This is a genomic window from Asticcacaulis sp. YBE204, assembly GCF_000495855.1.
Classification (GTDB): Bacteria; Pseudomonadota; Alphaproteobacteria; order Caulobacterales; family Caulobacteraceae; genus Asticcacaulis.
In genome coordinates, this window is record NZ_AWGF01000001.1 from 471,331 (window position 1) to 489,950 (window position 18,620).

Sequence of the window (18,620 nt, forward strand, 5' to 3'; positions counted from 1 at the left end):
ATGACCGTTCTGATCAACAATCTGGTTGCCGATACGCCGGAGCACGAACGCGCCCGGATGCTCAGTGCGAAATACGAAGGCTGGAACGCCGAGTCGATCCTGCGCGACGCCATCGACCACGAATTTGTGGGACAGATCGCTCTGTCTTCCTCGTTCGGGGCCGATGCCGTGGTGCTGCTGCATCTGGTGGCGCAGATCGACCGCACGACGCCGGTGATCTTTCTCGACACCGACCGGCACTTCTTCCAGACCCTGCAATATCGCGACGAACTGGTGGCGCAGCTTGGGTTGACCAATCTGATCAATCTGCGTCCGGCTTTGGAAGATGTGCGGGCGTTGGACCCGAAAAACGTCCTGTTCCAGAGCGATCCGGACGCCTGCTGCGATATCCGCAAGACGAAGCCTCTGGCGGCGGTGACCAAGGACTATGCCGCGTGGATTTCGGGCCGCAAACGCGGTCAGGCGGCGACGCGCAAGGCCATGCAGATCGTCGAATTCGACGGGCGCAATTTCAAGATCAATCCGCTGGCCGACTGGTCGCCGGTCGATGTGGCCGACTATATCCGCGCCCATAATCTGCCGCCGCATCCGCTGGTCGAACAGGGCTATCCGTCGATCGGTTGCTTCACCTGCACCAAGCCGGTCGAAGAAGGTCAAGACGCGCGCGCGGGTCGCTGGGCCGGTCAGGACAAGACCGAGTGCGGCATCCACCTCAGCGTCTATGACGGCGGCGGAATCTGAATTCTTACACCTCCCCAACTTGTTGGGGAGGGGGACCGCACAAGACGGCGAAGCCGTTGAGATGTGGTGGTGGGGGTTCTTACTTTTGAGTGCGCGGAAAGTGGGTTAAGTAAGATGCCCCACCACCACGCCTTTCAGGCGCGGTCCCCCTCCCCGGCATAGCCAGAGAGGAGTGTTTTACGAAGCGCTCACAACCCCATACCCCTTGCGGCGGTCGTTGAGCACGGAAACCACCCACATCAGCAGACCGCCCAGCGTCAGGGCGCAACCGACCCAACCCGCCGACGGAAAGCCATAACCGGCGGCAACGGCCATGCCTGCCAGATAAGGCCCCAAGGCATTGGCCGTATTGAAGGCCGAATGATTCAATGCGGCGGCCAGCGTCTGAGCTTCACCGGCCACGTCCATCAGCCTCGTCTGCAACATGATCCCCAGCCCGCCGCCGCAGCCGATCATGAAGACGACGACGCACATGGCCCACAGATAGGGCGTGGCGAAAACGAACAACACCATGCACAGGGCGCTCCACGCCAGGCAGGCGGCGACCATCGGCATCAGGGCGCTGTGCTGGCTGGACAGAGACAGGACTGTCCACATGGATTGCAGCGACCGCGGCAGGGACTTGTCCGCCGCCCAGCCGCAGAACAGGGTCCCCGCCGTCATGCCGATGCCGAAGATGCACAACACCACCGGCACCATGGCGGGCGCGACGTGAGTGACCTCAAGCAGGGTCGAGGCGACGTAGGTATAGACGGCGAACATGCCGCCGAAGCCGATGGCGCCGATGCCGAGCGTCAGCCAGACCTGCGATTTTTTCAGCGCACCCAGCTCACGCAAAGGGCTGGAATCCTTATCCGGCACGTCCTGCGGGGCGTAAAGCGCGATAAGCAAGACCGTCAGCGCGGCCAGTCCGGCGACGATGCCGAAGCCCCAGCGCCAGCCTATGGCCTGACCCAAAGCATTGGCGGCGGGCACCCCGATCACGGTGGCGACCGTCAGACCGATCATGATCAGCGACACGGCCTGCGCGCGTTTATCATTCGGTACCAGCGACGCCCCAACCAAGGCGGCAACACCGAAATAGGCCCCGTGCGGCAGGCCGCTCAGGAAGCGGAACAGCAGCATGGTGTGATAGTCGGGCGCAAGTGCGCTCAGGCCGTTGGCGATGCCGAAGACGATCATCAAGCCGATCAGCAGCGTCCGCCGCGACAGCTTCGCTGCCAGAATGGCGATGGTCGGTGCGCCCACGACGACGCCCAGCGCATAGGCGCTGATCACGTGTCCGGCGACCGGCTCGCTGATATTCAGGCCCCGGCTGAAGTAGGGCAACAGGCTCATGGCGGCGAATTCGGTCGTGCCGATGGCGAACGAACCGACGGCCAGCGCGAACAGCACCACGCCGGGATTAATCTTGGGGGGAGGGGACATGCGAACTCCGGCTGCACACACAAAAGACAGCACGGTCTCTGTAGCAGCCCGAAGCGGGATCGTAAATTCGGAAACTATGGGTTCAGTAAATCACGATTTGTGACGGGTCGCGGCATAAAGCTGTTCGGCGACGGCCCAGTCTTCGGGCGTGTCGATATCGACGACCTCGGTCCGCGGCAGGATGACCGGGGCGGCGTCCGGCGAAAAGACGCTCTCGCCGTTCAGCGTCGCCTCGGTCCAGCTCCAGTAAAACTGCGCCGCGTCGTGATAGGCCTCGGTCAGATCCTGCGACCGGGTGCTCAGATGTTCGGGCTGGAACATCGCCACCCCGCCGTCGGACGTCCGGTACAAGGCGCGCTGGATCGGAAAAGCATAAGACGTCACCGAGAACGCAAAGCGCTTGCCCTGCAAGGCCTGCCAGCCTTCAATCAGGCGCGCGGACGTGAGAAACGGCGCGGTCGCATAGACGCAACATAGCGCATCGGGACGCTCGCCCTGATCGGTCAGCCAGTTAGCCGCATGGATCATCACCGCGCCGGTCCCGGCCTGATCATTGGACAGTTCCGGCGGCCGCACGAAGGGCGTTTCCGCTCCGAACGACCGCGCCACCTCGGCGATTTCGGCATCGTCGGTCGAGACGATGACGCGGTCGAACAGGTCTGTCTCTAAAGCGGCGCGGATCGAATAGGCGATCATGGGCTGGCCGAAAAACGGCTTGATGTTCTTGCGCGGGATGCGTTTGGAGCCCCCGCGCGCCGGGATGATGCACACGCGTCTCATCGCAGAAACACCCGGTTGATATAGGGGTCGTATCCACCGGGATTGTCCATCACCGGCGCTTTCGGCGAATGCGGCGACGGGTAGAGATTGTACTGGAGGGCCAGCAGCAGACGCGGTTTCGACACCGGCAACAGGCCTTTGTGGAAACCATAGACGTCTTCCATGAACCACGACCCGGCGGGGCCGGTGATGCGCACGACGTTTTCCGATCCGAAGGCTTCGCTGATCGCCTCGTCGGTCTGGGCCTTGCCGGTTTCCAATATGCGCGACCGCTGCGAGCCCTTGGCATAGACGTGCGGCCCGGACTCTGGGTCGACCTCGGTCAGGTAGTAAAACAGCTTCACATTGCGCACGCAGTCATAGTCGCGGTGGAAACGCTGGACACCCTTCGACACGTCGCGCCCCGGCCACGACCACATACAGCCGATATTGTCGAGCACCGGCCTGGCGCCCAGATAAAGCTCGGCGGCGGCCAGCACATCGGGCCGGTTCATCAGGTCGAGCATGTGCGGCGCGCGCAGCACTTCTTCTGGGGTGAAATAACCGATATTGACCTCGTCCGACGGCACGGCATCCCAGCTAAACTTACCCAAGTGTGGACGATAGGGATCGTGGCACGGCGTCGCTTTGAAATAACTGACCACGTCGTTCAGCACGCTTGATGCGATCGGCGGCTGGACGGCACTGAACCCGTCGCGGCGCAAATCTTTGCACAGGGATCGCGCCACCGGCGACGGTTTGAGGCCGGGCGTTTTCGGATGAAAGGCACTGATGATACTCGCCAATCGCTTACGCCCTTTCAGCCCCAATGCAGGTAGCAGGTCGTAGGCGATATTGCGCTCGTCGGCGCGGGCGCGGGCAAGGAAGTGCGACCACGACGGCACGCGCGTTTTCAGGCGCTCGGCAAAGGTGGTCGTCTCCGGCACTTAAAGCCCCGCGACGGCGGCCAGATCGTTGAGCGTCACGGCGTCTTTCAGCTTTTCGCCGTCGACGATGTGGCCCAGGTCGGAATCGACCATGGCGACGAAGGAGATGACCGACAGGCTGTCCCAGTTGCCGATCTCGCGCACCTTTTCCTCACCGGTCAGACCGGTCGGATCGATCTCTAAGATTTCCGCTACTGCGGCAAAGAAGGCAGGTTTATCCATGACGATTTACTCTCCAAAGGCGACTGTTAAGAGAGATGGAATCGCCTTTTCGTCAATATTTGCTTAAAACTTGATAACTAAGGTTAACACCACGAATTTTAGTGGAGTCCACATGACCGACGGCGTGTTGCAGGGGGTATCGATCCGCGGCGTGCGCGCCTGCGTGCCCGCGCACAGCCGGGGCATAGACGACCTGATTCCGGACGAGGCCGAACGCGCACGTCTGACGGGTTCGATCGGCGTCCTGTCGCGCCGTATTGCACCTGCGGGTGTCCTGACCTCGGACCTGTGCAGTCGTGCCGCCGAAAACCTGCTCGCCGATCTGGGTTGGGCGAAAGACAGCATCGACGTGCTGATCCTCGTCACGCAAAATCCCGACTATGTGATCCCGGCGACGGCCTGCGTGCTGCAAACGCGACTGGGGCTCGGCAACTGTCTGGCCTTCGACATCAATCTCGGCTGTTCGGGCTATACCTACGGCCTGTGGACGGCGGCCAGTTTGCTGAAAACCTTCACCGTCGCAGGCCGACCGGCGCGCGCCTTGTTGCTGGCCGGAGACGTCAGTTCGGCGCGGCTGCTGCCCGACGACCGCTCGACCGTGCCGCTGTTCGGCGATGCCGGTTCGGCTACGGCGCTGGAAATCGACGCCGAGGCCGACGACATCTACGGTGTATTCGGCACGGACGGTTCCGGCGCGCCGCATATCCTGATCGAGGCTGGTGGCACCAAGATGCCGCTCATGCCGCCGAAAGAACCGTTATCGCCCGAAGACGCTGAGAAACTCTACAAGGCCGCGCGGTTGCACCTGAACGGCGCCGAGGTGTTCAATTTCACGCTCAAGGCCGTGCCGCCGCTGATGAAGGCGATCCTTGAACGATCACAGGCGACGGTCGACGATATCGACTATGTCCTGTTCCATCAGGCCAATGCCTTCATGCTCAACCACCTGCGCAAGAAGTCCGGCCTGCCGGAAGCCAAGGTACCGGTGGCGATGGAAAGCTATGGCAATACGTCCTCGGCCTCGATCCCGCTGACGCTGTGCGCGTCATTGGCTGATGTGCTGGACGCGCCGAAACAGGTGGTCATGATGGGCTTCGGAGTCGGCTGGTCGTGGGGGGCGCTGAAACTGACCCTGAACCCCGCCGTGCGACCCGTCATCGACGAGTACACCTGATGCAGATGGGCGCGGTCACCTCCGATCTCTATCACCGCGACGACGTGTTCGCGGCGGAGATGGACCGTGTCTTTCGCCCAAGCTGGCTGTGCGTCGGCTTTTCTGAAGACCTGAAAAATCCGAACGACTTCATCACCACGGACATCGGGCCGCACGGCATCGTCGTGCAGAACTTCAAGGGCGAATTGCGGGCGTTCCGGAACGTCTGTACCCACCGTTTTTCGCGGCTCCAGACCGAAGCCTGCGGCAATCGCCCCCTGACCTGCCCCTATCACGGTTGGACCTTCGGCAAGGACGGCGCACCGGTCGGTATTCCGTTCGAGCGGCAAAGCTTCGGTTTCACACCGGAGGAAAAGACGTCCCTGAGCCTCGATGCCTACCAAGTCGAAGTCGTTGGTAACTTCGTCTTTGTACGGATGGAATTGGGCGGCATGAGCTTGCGCGACTATCTCGGCAGCTATTACGATATGCTGGCGCATCTGGGCGGACTATGCAGCGACCGCGTCGAGAGCGAGCGTTTCGTGTGGTCGGGTAACTGGAAGCTGGCCATGGACAATGCCGCCGAGGCCTATCACGTGCCGCTGGTCCATGCCGATAATTTCAGCCTGATCCTGCACAACGACCTCAGCATCACCACCGAAGGCGAACACGCGACGTCGACCGGAGAACTCAAGGAACGGTCGGTGAAATGGTGGGCCAATGCTTGCCGCGCGCTGAAAATCGAGCGTTCTGATCAATGGCAGGGCTATATGAGCGCGGTCATTTTCCCGAACATCGTCCTGACCTTTTCCTACGGCGCCTTCCTGACGTTTCAGACCTTCGATCCGATCGATAAGGACCGTTTCACGATCAAGACGGCGGCCTGGATCGGCACCAATCGCGGCGGCGCGGCGCGCGCCCTGATCCACGACAATCTGCGTGAATTCACCGCCAGCGTCCGTGCCGACGACGAGCATATCATCGCTCAGGTGCATAAGGGCACGCGCGATACACCGACCCCGCGCCGCGCCGTTCTGGGCGCGATGGAGGCCGGTCCGGCACAGTTGCAGCGCGCCTATGCCGCTCGCATGAAAGGCGTGATCGCATGACCGACCTGACCCCGAATGCCGCCGTATCGCGCGAGCCATTTAACCCTCTGTCGCTCGAAGGTCGCACCATCCTCGTCACCGGCGCGACCAGCGGCATCGGTCAGGCGACGGCGGTCTATCTGTCGAAACTTGGTGCCCGGATCATCGCCACGGGCCGTGATGAAGTACGCCTGCAAACGACGCTCGACCAACTCTCCGGTGACAGCCATGTGGGAAGGACCTTCGACCTTAGTGAGGCCGACAGGATCGCCGCGTGGATGAAGCAGCTGTGCGCCGATCACGGACCGCTCAACGGATTGGCCCACTGTGCGGGTATCCAGACGACCCGTCCGCTTCAGGCGATCAATCTCGCCTATGTGACCGAGATGCTGAACGCCAATCTGGTAACGGCCTTCATGCTGCTTCAGGCGTTTCGGCTCAAAGCCTGCCACCACCCCAATGCCTCAGCGGTGCTGGTCTCCTCGTCCTCGGCGTTGAAATGCGCGCCGGGCAATTCGGTCTATGCGGCGTCGAAAGGCGGCATCATTTCCGCCACCAAGGGGCTCGGCGTCGAACTGATCCGCGACGGCATCCGCGTTAATGCGGTCGCCCCGGCCCTGGTCGATACGCCGATGTCGGATCGTTTCAAATCCGTCCTGTCCGAGGACAATTTCCAGCGTGTGGTCGACATGCACCCGCTGGGCCTTGGGCAGCCCGACGATGTGGCGGGCGCGATTGCCTTCCTGCTCGCCGACACCTCGCGCTGGATCACCGGCTCCGTCATAACGGTCGATGGCGGGTTGCTGGCGTGACGCTCGTGGCCGAAAAATCATCGCGCAAGATCAGCCTGTCGTACACGGACGGTTTGCAGGGCCGTGTCAGTTTCCTCGAAATGGGCCGTAAGGACGCACCCGTCGTGGTTTTGGTGCATGGCTTTGCAGCGGACCTTTTAACGTGGCAGTTCTGCCTGGTGCCGATGGCCGCAAAGTACCGCGTTATTGCGCTGGAACTGCCCGCGCATGGCAAGACCCACGATGCCGCAGGCGATTGCAGCCTCAATTATATGGCCGACTGGCTTAATGAAACACTAGGCGTTCTGGGTGTCGAAGCCGCCCATATGGTCGGCCATTCGATGGGTGGGCGTATCGCTCTGGCTCTGGCCGAAGCCAATCCGGAAAAAGTACTCAGTCTGTCGCTGATCGCTCCAGCGGGCATCGGCGGCGACTTCCGTCGCGAGGCTTTCGAGCGCTACCTGTCCGAAGGCAGCGAGGCCGCCGCCCATGCCGCTGCCATTCAATTGGTCGGCCCTGATAACGCCTCCTATGTGCCCGTCATGACGGCATCGCTGATCGCTGCTGCCACACCCGAACGCCGGGAGACCTTGCTGCGGTTTCTGCGCCGGATCGAGGCCGCGTCGGGTGACCTCGGCGTCTATGACTGGTCACAATTGCCTTGTCCGGTGACGGTGCTGTGGGGCGATCAGGACCGCGTTATTCCGTTGCCGGACGGCTTGCCCAACCTGTGCGTGATCGAAGGCGCGGGTCATGTGCCGCATATCGAGGCATCACGCCGCGTCACGTATCATATTCTGGAGTTCCTCAATGTCCTTTGACCTCGTCCGCACCGAGTTGACGCAAATCCTGACGGATAAATCCGCGTCGGTGGTTGAGATCACCCCCGATACCGTCCTGCTCAACGGGCCGCTGGACATCGACAGCCTTGATCTGGCAACGCTGGTGGTGACACTGGAAGAAGTCACGGGCTTGCAGCCGTTTCGCGAAGGGTTCGTCCTGTTTCATACAGCGGGTGAACTCGGGGCCTTGTTCACGAAGGCCGCTGGATGAGCCTCAGTCTCGACGCGCGTTTTGAACTGATCGAAGGTGGACAAGTGTTCACTGCCGCCGATCTGCGCGCGCGCGCCGAGACCACAACATCGCTAGCTATCGCTGAGGGTGATCAGCCGGTCGCCGATCTGATCGCCGCGTTGATTGCCACACAAGCTAATGGGACAGACCTGTTCGTTCAGCGTAACTTCAGCGCCGATATTCCGGTTCCGGATCAATCCGGCCGTGTCTGGCTGCAAACTTCGGGCACGACCGGAACGCCGAAATGGGCGGGGCATGATCTTGCCAAACTGACGCAAAAAATCGCCGCCGGATCGGGCGCGAAAGCGCGCTGGCTGCTGACCTATCATCCTTTCAGCTTTGCCGGCGTGCAGGTTGTATTGTCAGCGCTGATCGGCGGCCATACCCTGATTGCGCCGCCGCTCAACGCCTCAGTGGGTGACATGGCCGTGCTGGCCGAGGTCACGCAACCGACCCACATTAGCGGAACACCGACCTTCTGGCGGGCCTTCCTGATGGCGGCGCCGGACCTCGATCTCAAGGGCGTGACGCTGGGTGGGGAAGCCACGGATCAGGGCTTGCTCGATGCCTTGCGGACACGGTTCCCGAACGCCCATATCCGCCATATCTACGCCACGACCGAGGCCGGGGTGGTGTTTACGGTCAGCGACGGTAAGGCGGGATTCCCGGCGGCGTGGCTGAACGACACTCTGGCGATTACAGAGCACAATACGTTGAATGTTGATGGCCGCGATACGAACGATGCCGTGATCATTGACGATGATCGTGTCCTGTTTCGCGGGCGGCTGGATTCGATGGTCAATATCGGCGGGGTGAAGGTCTTTCCCGAAGAAGTCGAGGCGTATCTTCTCACCTGTCCGGTCGTGCGCGATGTGCGCATTTCCGCACGGCCAAATCCTATTACGGGTCACATCCTGACCGCCGAAATCGCACTCGATCTGTCAGCGGACGAAGGCGAGGTGAGAGCGCAAATCAAGGCGCATATCAACGCCTTGCCGCGCGCGCAGAGACCGGTCAGTCTCGCGTTCGTCGCGGCGATCCCGTACGGCGAAACCGGCAAGAAATCGAGGGCCGCATCATGAGTAAATGGGTGATCGTCAGCGGTGTCAGCCGGGGTCTGGGCCATGCCATTACTATGGATTTGCTGGCGGCGGGCTACGGTGTCGCGGGATGTTCGACGACCCTGAGCGACGAGGTCAAGGCACTGCAATCCGAATTTGGTTCGCGTTTTTTCTGGCAGGCGACCGATATGGGCGACAGCGACGCCATAGAAGCCTTTGTTGCGACATCTATCGCGCATTCCGGCACCCCGCCGTGGGGCGTGGTCAACAACGCCGGCATGTCGGTCGAAGGCATTCTGTCCACCCTGCCGCTGGCCGATATCGAGCGCGTGTTACAGGTCAATCTGACCGGCGCGATTGCGCTTACCCGCGCCGCGCTGCGCCGGATGATGCGCACGCGCAAGCCGGGGCGGATCATCAATATTTCCTCGATCACCGGTTCGCGCGGCTATACGGGTCTCAGCGCTTATGCGGCGTCGAAAGCGGGCATGGACGGCTTCGGCCGCGCCCTGTCGCGCGAAGTCGGGCGGCTGGGGATCACCGTCAATTCCATTGCACCGGGCTATATGAAGACGGCCCTGTCTGCCGGGTTGGACGATAAGCAGCTCGATCAGATCGTCCGTCGCACGCCGCTCAATCGCCTGTGCGAGTTGAGCGATATTACACCGCTGGTGCGTTTTCTGCTGTCGGACGAAGCGGCCTTTATCACCGGGCAAACCCTCACCGTAGACGGGGGGCTGACAAGCTGATGACGGCTTTCGCCATGACAGCTCCGGTTCTGCGCGGCGTGGTCACCGCCATGCCCGAAGCCGTGTCTGAAAACGCCGATCTGGCGCCGCAGTTCGGCAGCGACGTCATGGCCAAGATCATCACCGCCACCGGCATCGAGCGCCGGCCGGTCTCCACGGCGCATACCGTGTCGGAACTGGCGGTCACCGCCGCTGAACACCTGATCACCACGCTCGACTGGGCGCGCGACTCCATCGACCTTTTGGTTGTCGTGACTCAAACGCCGGACTATCCGCTGCCGTCCACGGCCTGCGTCATTCAGAATAAACTCGGTCTGGGGTCGCAGACGGCGGCTTTCGATCTGGGGCTTGGCTGTTCGGGTTACGTGTACGGATTATCGGTGGTCAGCGCTCTGATGCAGGCCGGCACGATCCGCCGCGCCTTGCTGGTGACCGGCGACATGACGTCGCGCATGATCTCTGACGACAACCGCGCGCTGGCACCCTTGTTCGGGGATGCGGTGTCGGTGACGGCTTTGGAGACAGGCGAAGCGACGGCGGCTTTCGATCTGGGCTCTGACGGTTCCGGCGCGCCCTATCTGATCTCGAAAACCGGTGGGCTGGCCGAACCGGGCACGCCGGAACTGTTCATGGACGGCACGCAGGTCATGGCCTTCTCGCTGCGTCAGGTCGCCCCGTCGATTGCGCGGGCTCTGACGACGGCGGGCAAGGACATTGGCGATATCGACCACGTCATCCTGCATCAGGCCAATGCCCTGATGCTGCGGACGCTGGGGCATAAGATCAAGGCGCGCGACGATCAGATGGTCTATGCGGTGCGCGATTACGGCAATACCTCTTCGGCCTCGATACCGCTGGCCCTGTGCGACTATCTGCCGAAACAGCCGCCCAAGGATCGCCTCAACCTGCTGCTGTGCGGGTTCGGGGTGGGCTGGTCGTGGTCGACCGCCGTGTGGTCGACCCCCGCGCCCTCTATCGCCGCCATCGTCCGGGTACCGTGATGCGGATGTGGGTGCGCACCGAAGCCTCGACGCGGATCGGCCTGGGGCATTTCATGCGCTGCTTCGCCATCGCCGAAGAGGCCTGCCACCACGAAATCGAGGTCGTGTTTCTGCTCAATGAAGCACCGAACGCGGCCATCGCGCGGTTGCAAACCATCGGTGCGAAATGGCGTTGGATGGAGACGCGGATCGGGTCACCCGAAGACATCGTCGCGATCAAGACCGTCGTGCCGAAAGGCGATGTTTTGCTGCTCGATTCCTACGCCTTTGACGCCGATAGCTATGATCGTCTGTCGGCGGACTATTATCTGGCGGTGATGGATGACCTCGCCGACGTCCGCCAGCTTAAAGCGCATCTGATCGTCAACGCCGCCGGATCGGCGGTCGATCTGGCCTATGTCGACATCGCCCCGGAAGCGACCCTGTGCCTCGGTCCCGACTATGCGCAAATTCGCCGCGAGTTCCGCCGTCACTACCCCGCGCCGCGCCGCCCGCACATAGCCGTCATGTTCGGCGGCTCCGATCCCAAAGGCCTGACCGCGACTTGCGCCGAAGCTCTGCTGGAGTCCGCCCCGGCGATGGATATCCGCCTGATCGTCGGACCCGCCAATGCCAATGTCGATGCCCTGCGTCAGCTCTGTGCCGAGCGGGCGGGGCTCAAGCTCTATCTGTCGCCCGATAACGTCGCCGAAGTCCTGACCGGCGCCGAACTGGTCGTTACCGCCGCCGGTGGCAGCGTCGGTGAAATCGCCGCCATGAACCTCGCCGCTCTGGTCATGGTTGTCGTCGATAATCAGGTCGCCGCGCTCACATCGTCACCCTTTCCAGTCCTCGACGCCCGCGATGGCTGGCCCGCCGACTTCGCCCTGACCATCGAGGCCCTGATGGGCGATGCCGATATGCGGCGCGAGATCGCCGCCCGCGCGCACGGCCTGATCGATGGCAAGGGCTGCGAACGCATCATAAAGGCGATCCGATCTCATGGCTGATTTCCTGTCCTATCGTCCGATCACGACCGACGACGCCAAACGCCTGCTCGATTGGCGCACGGCCCCGCACATCACGCGCTACATGCTGACCGACGTGCCCTACGATATCGAGCGGCAAAAGGCGTGGATCGAACGGTCTGAAGCGCGCGACGACTATCATCACCGAATTATCCAGATCCACGGCAAGGACGTCGGCTTCTGCTCCCTGACCGTCACTGACAAAGCCAACCAGATCGGCGAGGTCGGGGTCTATATCGGCGACCCGGAGGTCCCCGTCGCCCTATCGATGTACAATTTCCTCGGCACGCTCAACCATGCCTTTTTTACGCTGAAGCTGCATAAGCTGGTCAATCACGTCGTTGACTGGAACGACCGGGTTATCCGCACTCAGGCCTTTATCGGCTATCGTCACGTTGGTGTTTTGAAGAACCATGCTTTGAAAGACGGCGTACGGCACGACCTGCATATTTTCGAACAGGAGGCGTCCGAATGGGCCGCTTTCCGCAAAAAGTTTCGCGACACCCGTGATTGGGATGGCAACGAGACTATATAAGACAAAGAATTGGGGCCATGCGCTCAAGCAGCGAAGCGGTAGCGCGCTAAAATGCCCCCCAAACCCCTGAACCGGGAGTTCAACATGGCCAAGTCAAAGCTCGGATTCGATCTTACCCCGCCTTCCAAAGACGAAATTACGCAACTGGCCGCCCGGCTGGATCCCGAAGCGCGGCGCATCCTCCTTAATCACGGCACCGAACCGCCCTTCTGCGGCAAGTTCGACGAATATGAGGAGGAGGGCATCTATACCTGTGCCCTGTGCGCCCTGCCTTTGTTCAATTCCCGCGCCAAGTTCCATTCCGGTTCCGGCTGGCCCAGCTTCTATGAAAGCATCGGTGAAGGTCACATCCATTATCTGCGCGACGTAACGCACGGCATGGTGCGTACCGAAATCCGCTGTGGTCGTTGTGACGCCCATCTGGGCCATGTCTTCGATGATGGCCCGCGTCCCACCGGTCAGCGCTACTGCATGAACTCGGTGGCCATGGACTTCGTGCCGGAAGGACAGGCCCTGCCAGATTTGTTACAACGCGACGATCCGGCAGTCGTAAAGGATTAGCGTTGTGCGGCGCATTATGATTTCGTCTTTCTGATTATCGTTTGCAAATCGGCAGGTTATTTTCATATATACTCCGTAAGCTGATAAAAAAATAATGCCGAAAAACTGCATTTTTTAGTCCGAACCCTGATTATTTAACTTGAAAATTTCAAATAGCGGCGCATCCTCAGGGGTGCAGCCTTGGGTATGGTTGTGCCTCGGAGACAGGCTTCACCCAAGTCAATGAAAATAAGTACAGGAGTTGGACATGATGAAATCGGTTATGGGTGCGCTGGTCGTTTGCGGCGCGCTGGTAGCGGGGTCGGCGTTTGCGGAATGCGACGCCACGCAGGAAAAGATGGTCGGCAAGGCGATCGCCGATGCCGTGGCGGCGGAAACCGGCAAGGCGGCACCTGCGCATAAGGAGATCGTCGATCTGGACCGCTGCGAAGGCGGCAGTTCGCATTTCGACACGCGCTTCAAGTACAAGGCCGTAATGGCCGATGGCAAGGTGGCCTGGATCGAAGGTCGCGCCCGTGGAACGAACGACCGCATCGAAGACATCCGCTATACGCGCGCCAGCACGGAACTGGCAGCCTTTGCGCAGGGCGCGATGGTGGCGGCACGGTAACAAAAAAAGTGGCTCCGTTTCCGGAGCCGCTTCTCTTATGTAATGGGGTTTGGGGGCTGTGCCCCCAAGCCTTTTTCTTTATCCCGCGAAGGTATAGGCCGTCTTGACGATGGTGTAGAATTCCTTGGCATAGGCACCTTGCTCGCGCGGACCGTAGGACGAGCCCTTACGACCACCGAACGGAACGTGATAGTCGACACCGGCGGTCGGCAGGTTGACCATGACCATCCCGGCTTCGGCGCGGCGCTTGAAGGTCTCGGCCGACTTCAGCGAGGTCGTGCAGATGCCTGCCGACAGGCCGAACTCGGTGTCGTTGGCAACCTTGATGGCTTCTTCGAGGTCCTTGACGCGGATGACCGAAGCGACCGGGCCGAAGACTTCTTCCTTGTTGATGGCCATGTCGACGGTCGTCTTGTCAATAAGGGTCGGGGCGTAATAGTAGCCAGGCGTACCGAAGGTCAGGTCTTCGCCACCGGCCAGAATCACACCGCCTTCGGCCTTGGCCTTGGCGACCGCGTCCTGCGCGATCTTGAGTTGTTCCTGCGAAGCGATCGGCCCCATCTGAACGCCGTCGGCGCGCGAGTCGCCGACCTTGATGGCCTTGGCGGCTTCGGCGAGGGCGGCAACGAATGTATCGGCGATGCCTTCGGTGACGATGATCCGCGACGAGGCCGTGCAGCGGTGGCCCGACGAGAAGAACGACGAGTTCAGCACCGAATTGACGGCGACATTGAGGTCGGCGTCATCGAGGACGACGACGGGGTTCTTGCCACCCATTTCGCACTGGATGCGCTTGCCCTTGGCGACGGCGGCGTCACGGACGCGCGTGCCGGTCGGAACCGAGCCGGTGAAGGAGATGGCGTCGCAGCCGTCGATCATCAGCGGACCGGCGACCGAACCGCGGGCGAAGACAACGTTCAGCACGCCCTTGGGCAGGCCGGCGCGGGTCAGGATGTCGGCCAGAGCCCACGCACAGGCCGGGGTCAGCTCGGCGGGCTTGCAGACGACGGTGTTGCCGAACGCGATGGCCGGGGCCATTTTCCACGCCGGGATGGCGATGGGGAAGTTCCACGGGCAGATCAGGCCGATGACGCCGACGGCTTCGCGGGTGATCTCGACCTTGACGCCCGGACGAACCGAGTCGAGGACTTCGCCGTGGGCGCGCAGGGCTTCACCGGCAAAATATTTGAAGATGTGACCGGCGCGGGTGACTTCGCCGATACCTTCCGGCAGGGTCTTGCCTTCTTCGCGCGACAGGAGCGCGCCCAGCTCGGCCTTGCGGGCGAGGATTTCGGTTCCGGCATTGTCGAGGACGTCGAAGCGCTGCTGCGGCGTCGAATACTGCCAGGTCTTGAAGGCTTCCTTCGCGGCGGCGATGGCGGCGGTGACTTCGGCTTCACCGGCGGTCGAATAGGTTCCGATGATGTCGTTGGTGTCCGACGGGTTGATGTCGTTGAAGGTGCTGCCCGTAACGACCCATTCGCCGTTGATCAGATTGCCGTATGTGGTCACTGTCCGCTCTCCCGGAAGATATGAAAGAATGTTACGCGATTATGGTAGCGCTAACTTTGGCCGCCTGTGGTCGCGCAAATGCCGCCCTGCGTCAACCATATCCGGATAAAAAAGTAAAATGCCGGAACGGTATGGATCGCTGCACAGTTTGGCAGGTTCGAATACGCGCCCTTATATAGACAAAAGTCTGACAAATTAAAGGGCCAAAAGCCTCACGCAATCTTGTAATTTTGGGTAATGCCTTTTGAGATGCGCCGGACTCAGAACCTGTTACACCGACAACGACTGTAATTTCAGTGTTTAAATTTCTGTTTTTTCGCGCATTTGATTCCGAAAACCGGTTCCCACTTTTCGGAATGCGCTTCAAGCGAGGCACAGCATGGCTATTCCGTTTATCGATCTCGGCGTTCAGCGTGAGCGCATCGGTTCGTCCATCGAATCCGCCGTGCTCAAGGTCATCGGCCACGGCGCCTATATCATGGGGCCGGAGGTCAAGACCTTCGAGGCCAATCTGGCAGCGTTCGCCGGGTCGAAGCACGCCCTGTCCTGCGCCAATGGTACCGATGCCATCGAACTGATCCTGCTGGGGCTGGGCGTCGGGGAGGGCGATGCCGTTTTCGTTCCGGCCTTTACGTTCGTGGCCACCGCCGAAGTCGTGCCGATGACGCGTGCCGAACCGGTCTTTGTCGATATCGACCCCAAGACTTACAATATGGACCCGGCCAAGCTTGAAGCCGCCATCGCCGCTGTCAAGGCTGAGGGGCGTCTGAAGCCTGCCGCCATCATCGCGGTCGACCTGTTCGGTCAGGCCGCCGACTATCCGGCGATTTCCAAGATTGCCAGGGCGCACGGCCTGCCGCTGATCGCGGATTCGGCGCAGGGCTTCGGCTGCACCATCGACGGCAAGCAGCCGCTGGAATGGGCCGACGCGACCTCGACCAGCTTCTACCCGGCCAAGCCGCTGGGTTGCTACGGCGACGGCGGGGCGGTGGTGCTGAACGACGCCGCCCTGCTGGAAAAGCTGATCTCGTTCCGCGTCCACGGCGGGGCGACGCCGACCGATGCGGCGACGATGAACTATACGCATGAGGCCAAGTATCTGAACGTCCGTATAGGGATGAATTCGCGCCTCGATACGATTCAGGCGGCGGTGCTGATCGAAAAGCTGGCCATCTTCGCCGAGGAAATCGAACTGCGTCAGGCCGTGGCCAGGCGCTACAACGACGCGCTCGATGGCTATGTGACCAGCGTCCCCTATGTGAAGGACGGCTACGTCTCGACCTGGGCGCAATATACGATCGAGCACGAAAACCGCGACGCTCTGCAACTGTTTCTGCGCGAGAAGGGTGTTCCGACGGCGGTCTATTATCCGATCCCGCTGCACCAGCAACCGGGCTATGCGAAGTTTACATCCGGCACGGGCGACCTGAGCGTGTCCGAAGCCAAGTCGAAAACGGTGATCAGCCTGCCGTTCAGCCCGTACCTTACAGCGGAGACGCAGGCGGAGATCGTCGCGGCGGTGAAAGCGTTTAAGGGCTGAGATACGTCCATAACTGAATGGCCCCCACCACCGCATCTAGCCGCTAACGCGGCGTCGTGCGGTCCCATCGCTGGCGAAAGCTATACTTTCGCTGCGCTAAACCCTGACCTCATCCATTGTGTGAAACGAGATGAGGTCGGGGAGGTATGGATGAGAGTGTCCCCCTTTTCTTTATACCTCCCTGCTGCCAGCGCTATAGTTGCTGCGCAAAGGATGGCGGCGGGGAGGGGGACCGCACGAAACGGCGAAGCCGTTAAGATGTGGTGGTGGGGGCCATTCGTTGACTCACCATGAGATACAGGCTGGCACGAAAGAGTACTTCTCCCCGCGCTGCAACACGCTGTAATCCCAATTGTGAAGTTTTTTGCCGGATGACGCAAAATTTGCTCGCTTTTCGGTAAATTTTCGCGCAAAGAGCAAAAATACAGGAAAACATTTGACGAAAGCCGCCCGGCCCGCTGGACCGCGACGCTTTTGCGGATGCGAGTTTCCTGAACACAAAACGATATACCGAGACTCTCATGACAGCGACGACGACGAGTGTGGTGGAAACGGCAGCGCCGGTGCTTCTCAAGCATCAGGCGGCGCTGGCGCTCGATACCGGCCATACGTCGTGGATCATCGTCTCCACCGCGCTGGTCCTGCTGATGACCCTGCCGGGTCTGGCCCTGTTCTACGGCGGCATGGTGCGCAAAAAGAACGTTTTGTCGGTGCTGGCGCAATCGGTTGCCGCCGCCGTCATCGTTTCGGTGTTGTGGATTGTCATCGGCTATTCGCTCTCCTTCGGCCTCAACGGCAATGAAGGTCTGAACCGTTTCCTTGGGTCGTTCGATGCCTTCCTGCTCAACGGCGTGACCATGAACACCGCGTTCGGCCTGGCGCCGCAATTGCCGGAGTTCCTGTGGATCGCTTATCAGATGACCTTCGCCATCATCACCCCGGCCCTGATCGCCGGAGCGTTCGCCGAACGCATGAAGTTCTCGGCCTTCGTCCTGTTCACGGCGCTGTGGACCCTGTTCGTCTATGCCCCGATCTGCCACTGGGTATGGGGCGGCGGCTTCCTCGGCAGCGCGGGCGTTCTCGACTTCGCCGGTGGTGCCGTCGTTCACGTCAATTCGGGCGTCGCGGGCCTTGTCTGTGCGCTGGTGCTGGGCAAGCGCCGTGGCTTCCCGCGCGAATATATGGCCCCGCACAACCTCGCCTTCACCATGATCGGCGCGTCGCTGCTGCTGGTCGGCTGGCTGGGCTTCAACGGCGGTTCGGCCTGGACGGCGGATGCGCTGGCCAGTGTGGCCGTGCTCAACACCATCGTCGCCGCCATGACCGGCGCGATCGGCTGGACCATCCCCGAATGGATCGAGCGCAAGCAACCGACCGTGCTCGGCATGATTTCCGGTCTGGTCGCCGGTCTGGTCGCCATCACCCCGGCGGCGGGTTTCGTCGATCCGAAGGCGTCTCTGCTGATCGGCCTGCTGGGCGGTGTGGCCTGCTTCTTCGGCGCGACCGCGCTCAAGAAGGCCTTCAAATACGACGACAGCCTCGATGCGTTCGGTGTCCACGGCGTGGGCGGTATTGTGGGCGCTATCCTGACCGGCGTCTTCGCCAATAGCGCCATCAATGCGGCGGGCGAAAACGCCAGCGTGATAAAACAGGCACTGGGGCTCGTGGCCGTGATCGGCTGGAGCGCGCTCATTACATTCATTATTCTGATGATCTGCAAATTCACCACCGGCCTGCGTGTGGACGAAGAGCAGGAAATCGAGGGTCTCGACGCGACACAGCACGGAGAGACCCAACACGGATAGGACCCGGAACCCGCGCAGGGCAAAGGGGCTGAACCG

The 18,620-nt window shown here is 61.3% G+C and carries 20 protein-coding genes; 15 read left to right on the forward strand and 5 right to left on the reverse strand.

Annotated features, from left to right (window positions below; translation table 11 throughout):
- Positions 1-741 carry a phosphoadenylyl-sulfate reductase gene (locus tag AEYBE204_RS23050; protein WP_023460742.1) on the forward strand — a complete coding sequence of 247 codons (741 nt, stop codon included), beginning with the start codon at positions 1-3 and terminating at the stop codon, positions 739-741.
- A gap of 177 nt (positions 742-918) precedes the next feature.
- Here AEYBE204_RS23050 and AEYBE204_RS23055 read toward each other — a convergent pair whose 3' ends face one another.
- The 4 genes from AEYBE204_RS23055 to AEYBE204_RS23070 form a co-directional block, all read right to left on the reverse strand.
- Positions 919-2,169 carry an MFS transporter gene (locus tag AEYBE204_RS23055; RefSeq protein WP_023460743.1) on the reverse strand — a complete coding sequence of 417 codons (1,251 nt, stop codon included), beginning with the start codon at positions 2,167-2,169 and terminating at the stop codon, positions 919-921.
- Between the two features lie 90 nt (positions 2,170-2,259).
- Positions 2,260-2,949: a pseudaminic acid cytidylyltransferase gene (gene pseF, locus AEYBE204_RS23060; protein WP_023460744.1), complete on the reverse strand. Its 690-nt coding sequence runs from the start codon at positions 2,947-2,949 to the stop codon at positions 2,260-2,262.
- Positions 2,946-3,875 (reverse strand): hypothetical protein, encoded by a 930-nt coding sequence (locus AEYBE204_RS23065; protein ID WP_023460745.1) that lies wholly within the window; start codon positions 3,873-3,875, stop codon positions 2,946-2,948. The genes pseF and AEYBE204_RS23065 overlap by 4 nt, the downstream gene beginning before the upstream one ends.
- Positions 3,876-4,097 carry a phosphopantetheine-binding protein gene (locus AEYBE204_RS23070; RefSeq protein ID WP_023460746.1) on the reverse strand — a complete coding sequence of 74 codons (222 nt, stop codon included), beginning with the start codon at positions 4,095-4,097 and terminating at the stop codon, positions 3,876-3,878.
- A gap of 112 nt (positions 4,098-4,209) precedes the next feature.
- Between AEYBE204_RS23070 and AEYBE204_RS23075 the strand changes: the two genes are divergently transcribed.
- The 12 genes from AEYBE204_RS23075 (at position 4,210) to AEYBE204_RS23130 (ending at position 13,727) form a co-directional block, all read left to right on the forward strand.
- On the forward strand, positions 4,210-5,271 hold the full coding sequence (locus AEYBE204_RS23075) for a ketoacyl-ACP synthase III (RefSeq protein ID WP_023460747.1): 1,062 nt from the start codon (positions 4,210-4,212) through the stop codon (positions 5,269-5,271).
- Positions 5,271-6,359, forward strand: a complete 1,089-nt coding sequence (locus AEYBE204_RS23080; RefSeq protein WP_023460748.1) for an aromatic ring-hydroxylating dioxygenase subunit alpha — start codon at positions 5,271-5,273, stop codon at positions 6,357-6,359. Before AEYBE204_RS23075 ends, AEYBE204_RS23080 begins: the two co-directional genes overlap by 1 nt.
- Positions 6,356-7,150 (forward strand): SDR family NAD(P)-dependent oxidoreductase, encoded by a 795-nt coding sequence (locus tag AEYBE204_RS23085; protein WP_023460749.1) that lies wholly within the window; start codon positions 6,356-6,358, stop codon positions 7,148-7,150. Before AEYBE204_RS23080 ends, AEYBE204_RS23085 begins: the two co-directional genes overlap by 4 nt.
- Before the next feature lie 5 nt (positions 7,151-7,155).
- Positions 7,156-7,950, forward strand: coding sequence for an alpha/beta fold hydrolase (locus AEYBE204_RS23090; RefSeq protein WP_155908186.1), 795 nt, complete (start codon positions 7,156-7,158; stop codon positions 7,948-7,950).
- Positions 7,940-8,182, forward strand: a complete 243-nt coding sequence (locus AEYBE204_RS23095) for a hypothetical protein (RefSeq protein WP_023460751.1) — start codon at positions 7,940-7,942, stop codon at positions 8,180-8,182. The genes AEYBE204_RS23090 and AEYBE204_RS23095 overlap by 11 nt, the downstream gene beginning before the upstream one ends.
- On the forward strand, positions 8,179-9,285 hold the full coding sequence (locus tag AEYBE204_RS23100) for a class I adenylate-forming enzyme family protein (protein WP_023460752.1): 1,107 nt from the start codon (positions 8,179-8,181) through the stop codon (positions 9,283-9,285). Before AEYBE204_RS23095 ends, AEYBE204_RS23100 begins: the two co-directional genes overlap by 4 nt.
- Positions 9,282-10,013 carry an SDR family NAD(P)-dependent oxidoreductase gene (locus AEYBE204_RS23105; RefSeq protein WP_023460753.1) on the forward strand — a complete coding sequence of 244 codons (732 nt, stop codon included), beginning with the start codon at positions 9,282-9,284 and terminating at the stop codon, positions 10,011-10,013. The genes AEYBE204_RS23100 and AEYBE204_RS23105 overlap by 4 nt, the downstream gene beginning before the upstream one ends.
- A gap of 14 nt (positions 10,014-10,027) precedes the next feature.
- Complete coding sequence (locus tag AEYBE204_RS23110; RefSeq protein WP_235068035.1) at positions 10,028-11,014, forward strand: ketoacyl-ACP synthase III; 987 nt, start codon at positions 10,028-10,030, stop codon at positions 11,012-11,014.
- Positions 10,951-12,003 (forward strand): UDP-2,4-diacetamido-2,4,6-trideoxy-beta-L-altropyranose hydrolase, encoded by a 1,053-nt coding sequence (gene pseG, locus AEYBE204_RS23115; protein WP_155908188.1) that lies wholly within the window; start codon positions 10,951-10,953, stop codon positions 12,001-12,003. Before AEYBE204_RS23110 ends, pseG begins: the two co-directional genes overlap by 64 nt.
- Complete coding sequence (locus tag AEYBE204_RS23120) at positions 11,996-12,556, forward strand: GNAT family N-acetyltransferase (protein WP_023460756.1); 561 nt, start codon at positions 11,996-11,998, stop codon at positions 12,554-12,556. The genes pseG and AEYBE204_RS23120 overlap by 8 nt, the downstream gene beginning before the upstream one ends.
- Before the next feature lie 84 nt (positions 12,557-12,640).
- The gene (gene msrB / locus AEYBE204_RS23125; protein WP_023460757.1) at positions 12,641-13,117 is read left to right on the forward strand and encodes a peptide-methionine (R)-S-oxide reductase MsrB; all 477 of its coding nucleotides are present in this window, start codon (positions 12,641-12,643) and stop codon (positions 13,115-13,117) included.
- Between the two features lie 247 nt (positions 13,118-13,364).
- Positions 13,365-13,727 (forward strand): hypothetical protein, encoded by a 363-nt coding sequence (locus AEYBE204_RS23130; protein ID WP_023460758.1) that lies wholly within the window; start codon positions 13,365-13,367, stop codon positions 13,725-13,727.
- A 78-nt stretch (positions 13,728-13,805) separates the two neighbouring features.
- Here AEYBE204_RS23130 and AEYBE204_RS23135 read toward each other — a convergent pair whose 3' ends face one another.
- Positions 13,806-15,239 carry an aldehyde dehydrogenase family protein gene (locus tag AEYBE204_RS23135; RefSeq protein ID WP_023460759.1) on the reverse strand — a complete coding sequence of 478 codons (1,434 nt, stop codon included), beginning with the start codon at positions 15,237-15,239 and terminating at the stop codon, positions 13,806-13,808.
- A gap of 379 nt (positions 15,240-15,618) precedes the next feature.
- On the opposite strand from AEYBE204_RS23135, the gene AEYBE204_RS23140 reads away from it, so the two are divergent.
- Both AEYBE204_RS23140 and AEYBE204_RS23145 read left to right on the forward strand, forming a co-directional pair.
- Positions 15,619-16,779: a DegT/DnrJ/EryC1/StrS aminotransferase family protein gene (locus AEYBE204_RS23140; RefSeq protein ID WP_023460760.1), complete on the forward strand. Its 1,161-nt coding sequence runs from the start codon at positions 15,619-15,621 to the stop codon at positions 16,777-16,779.
- Positions 16,780-17,300: 521 nt separating this feature from the next.
- Positions 17,301-18,584 carry an ammonium transporter gene (locus AEYBE204_RS23145; RefSeq protein ID WP_023460761.1) on the forward strand — a complete coding sequence of 428 codons (1,284 nt, stop codon included), beginning with the start codon at positions 17,301-17,303 and terminating at the stop codon, positions 18,582-18,584.
- Positions 18,585-18,620: the final 36 nt, after the last annotated feature.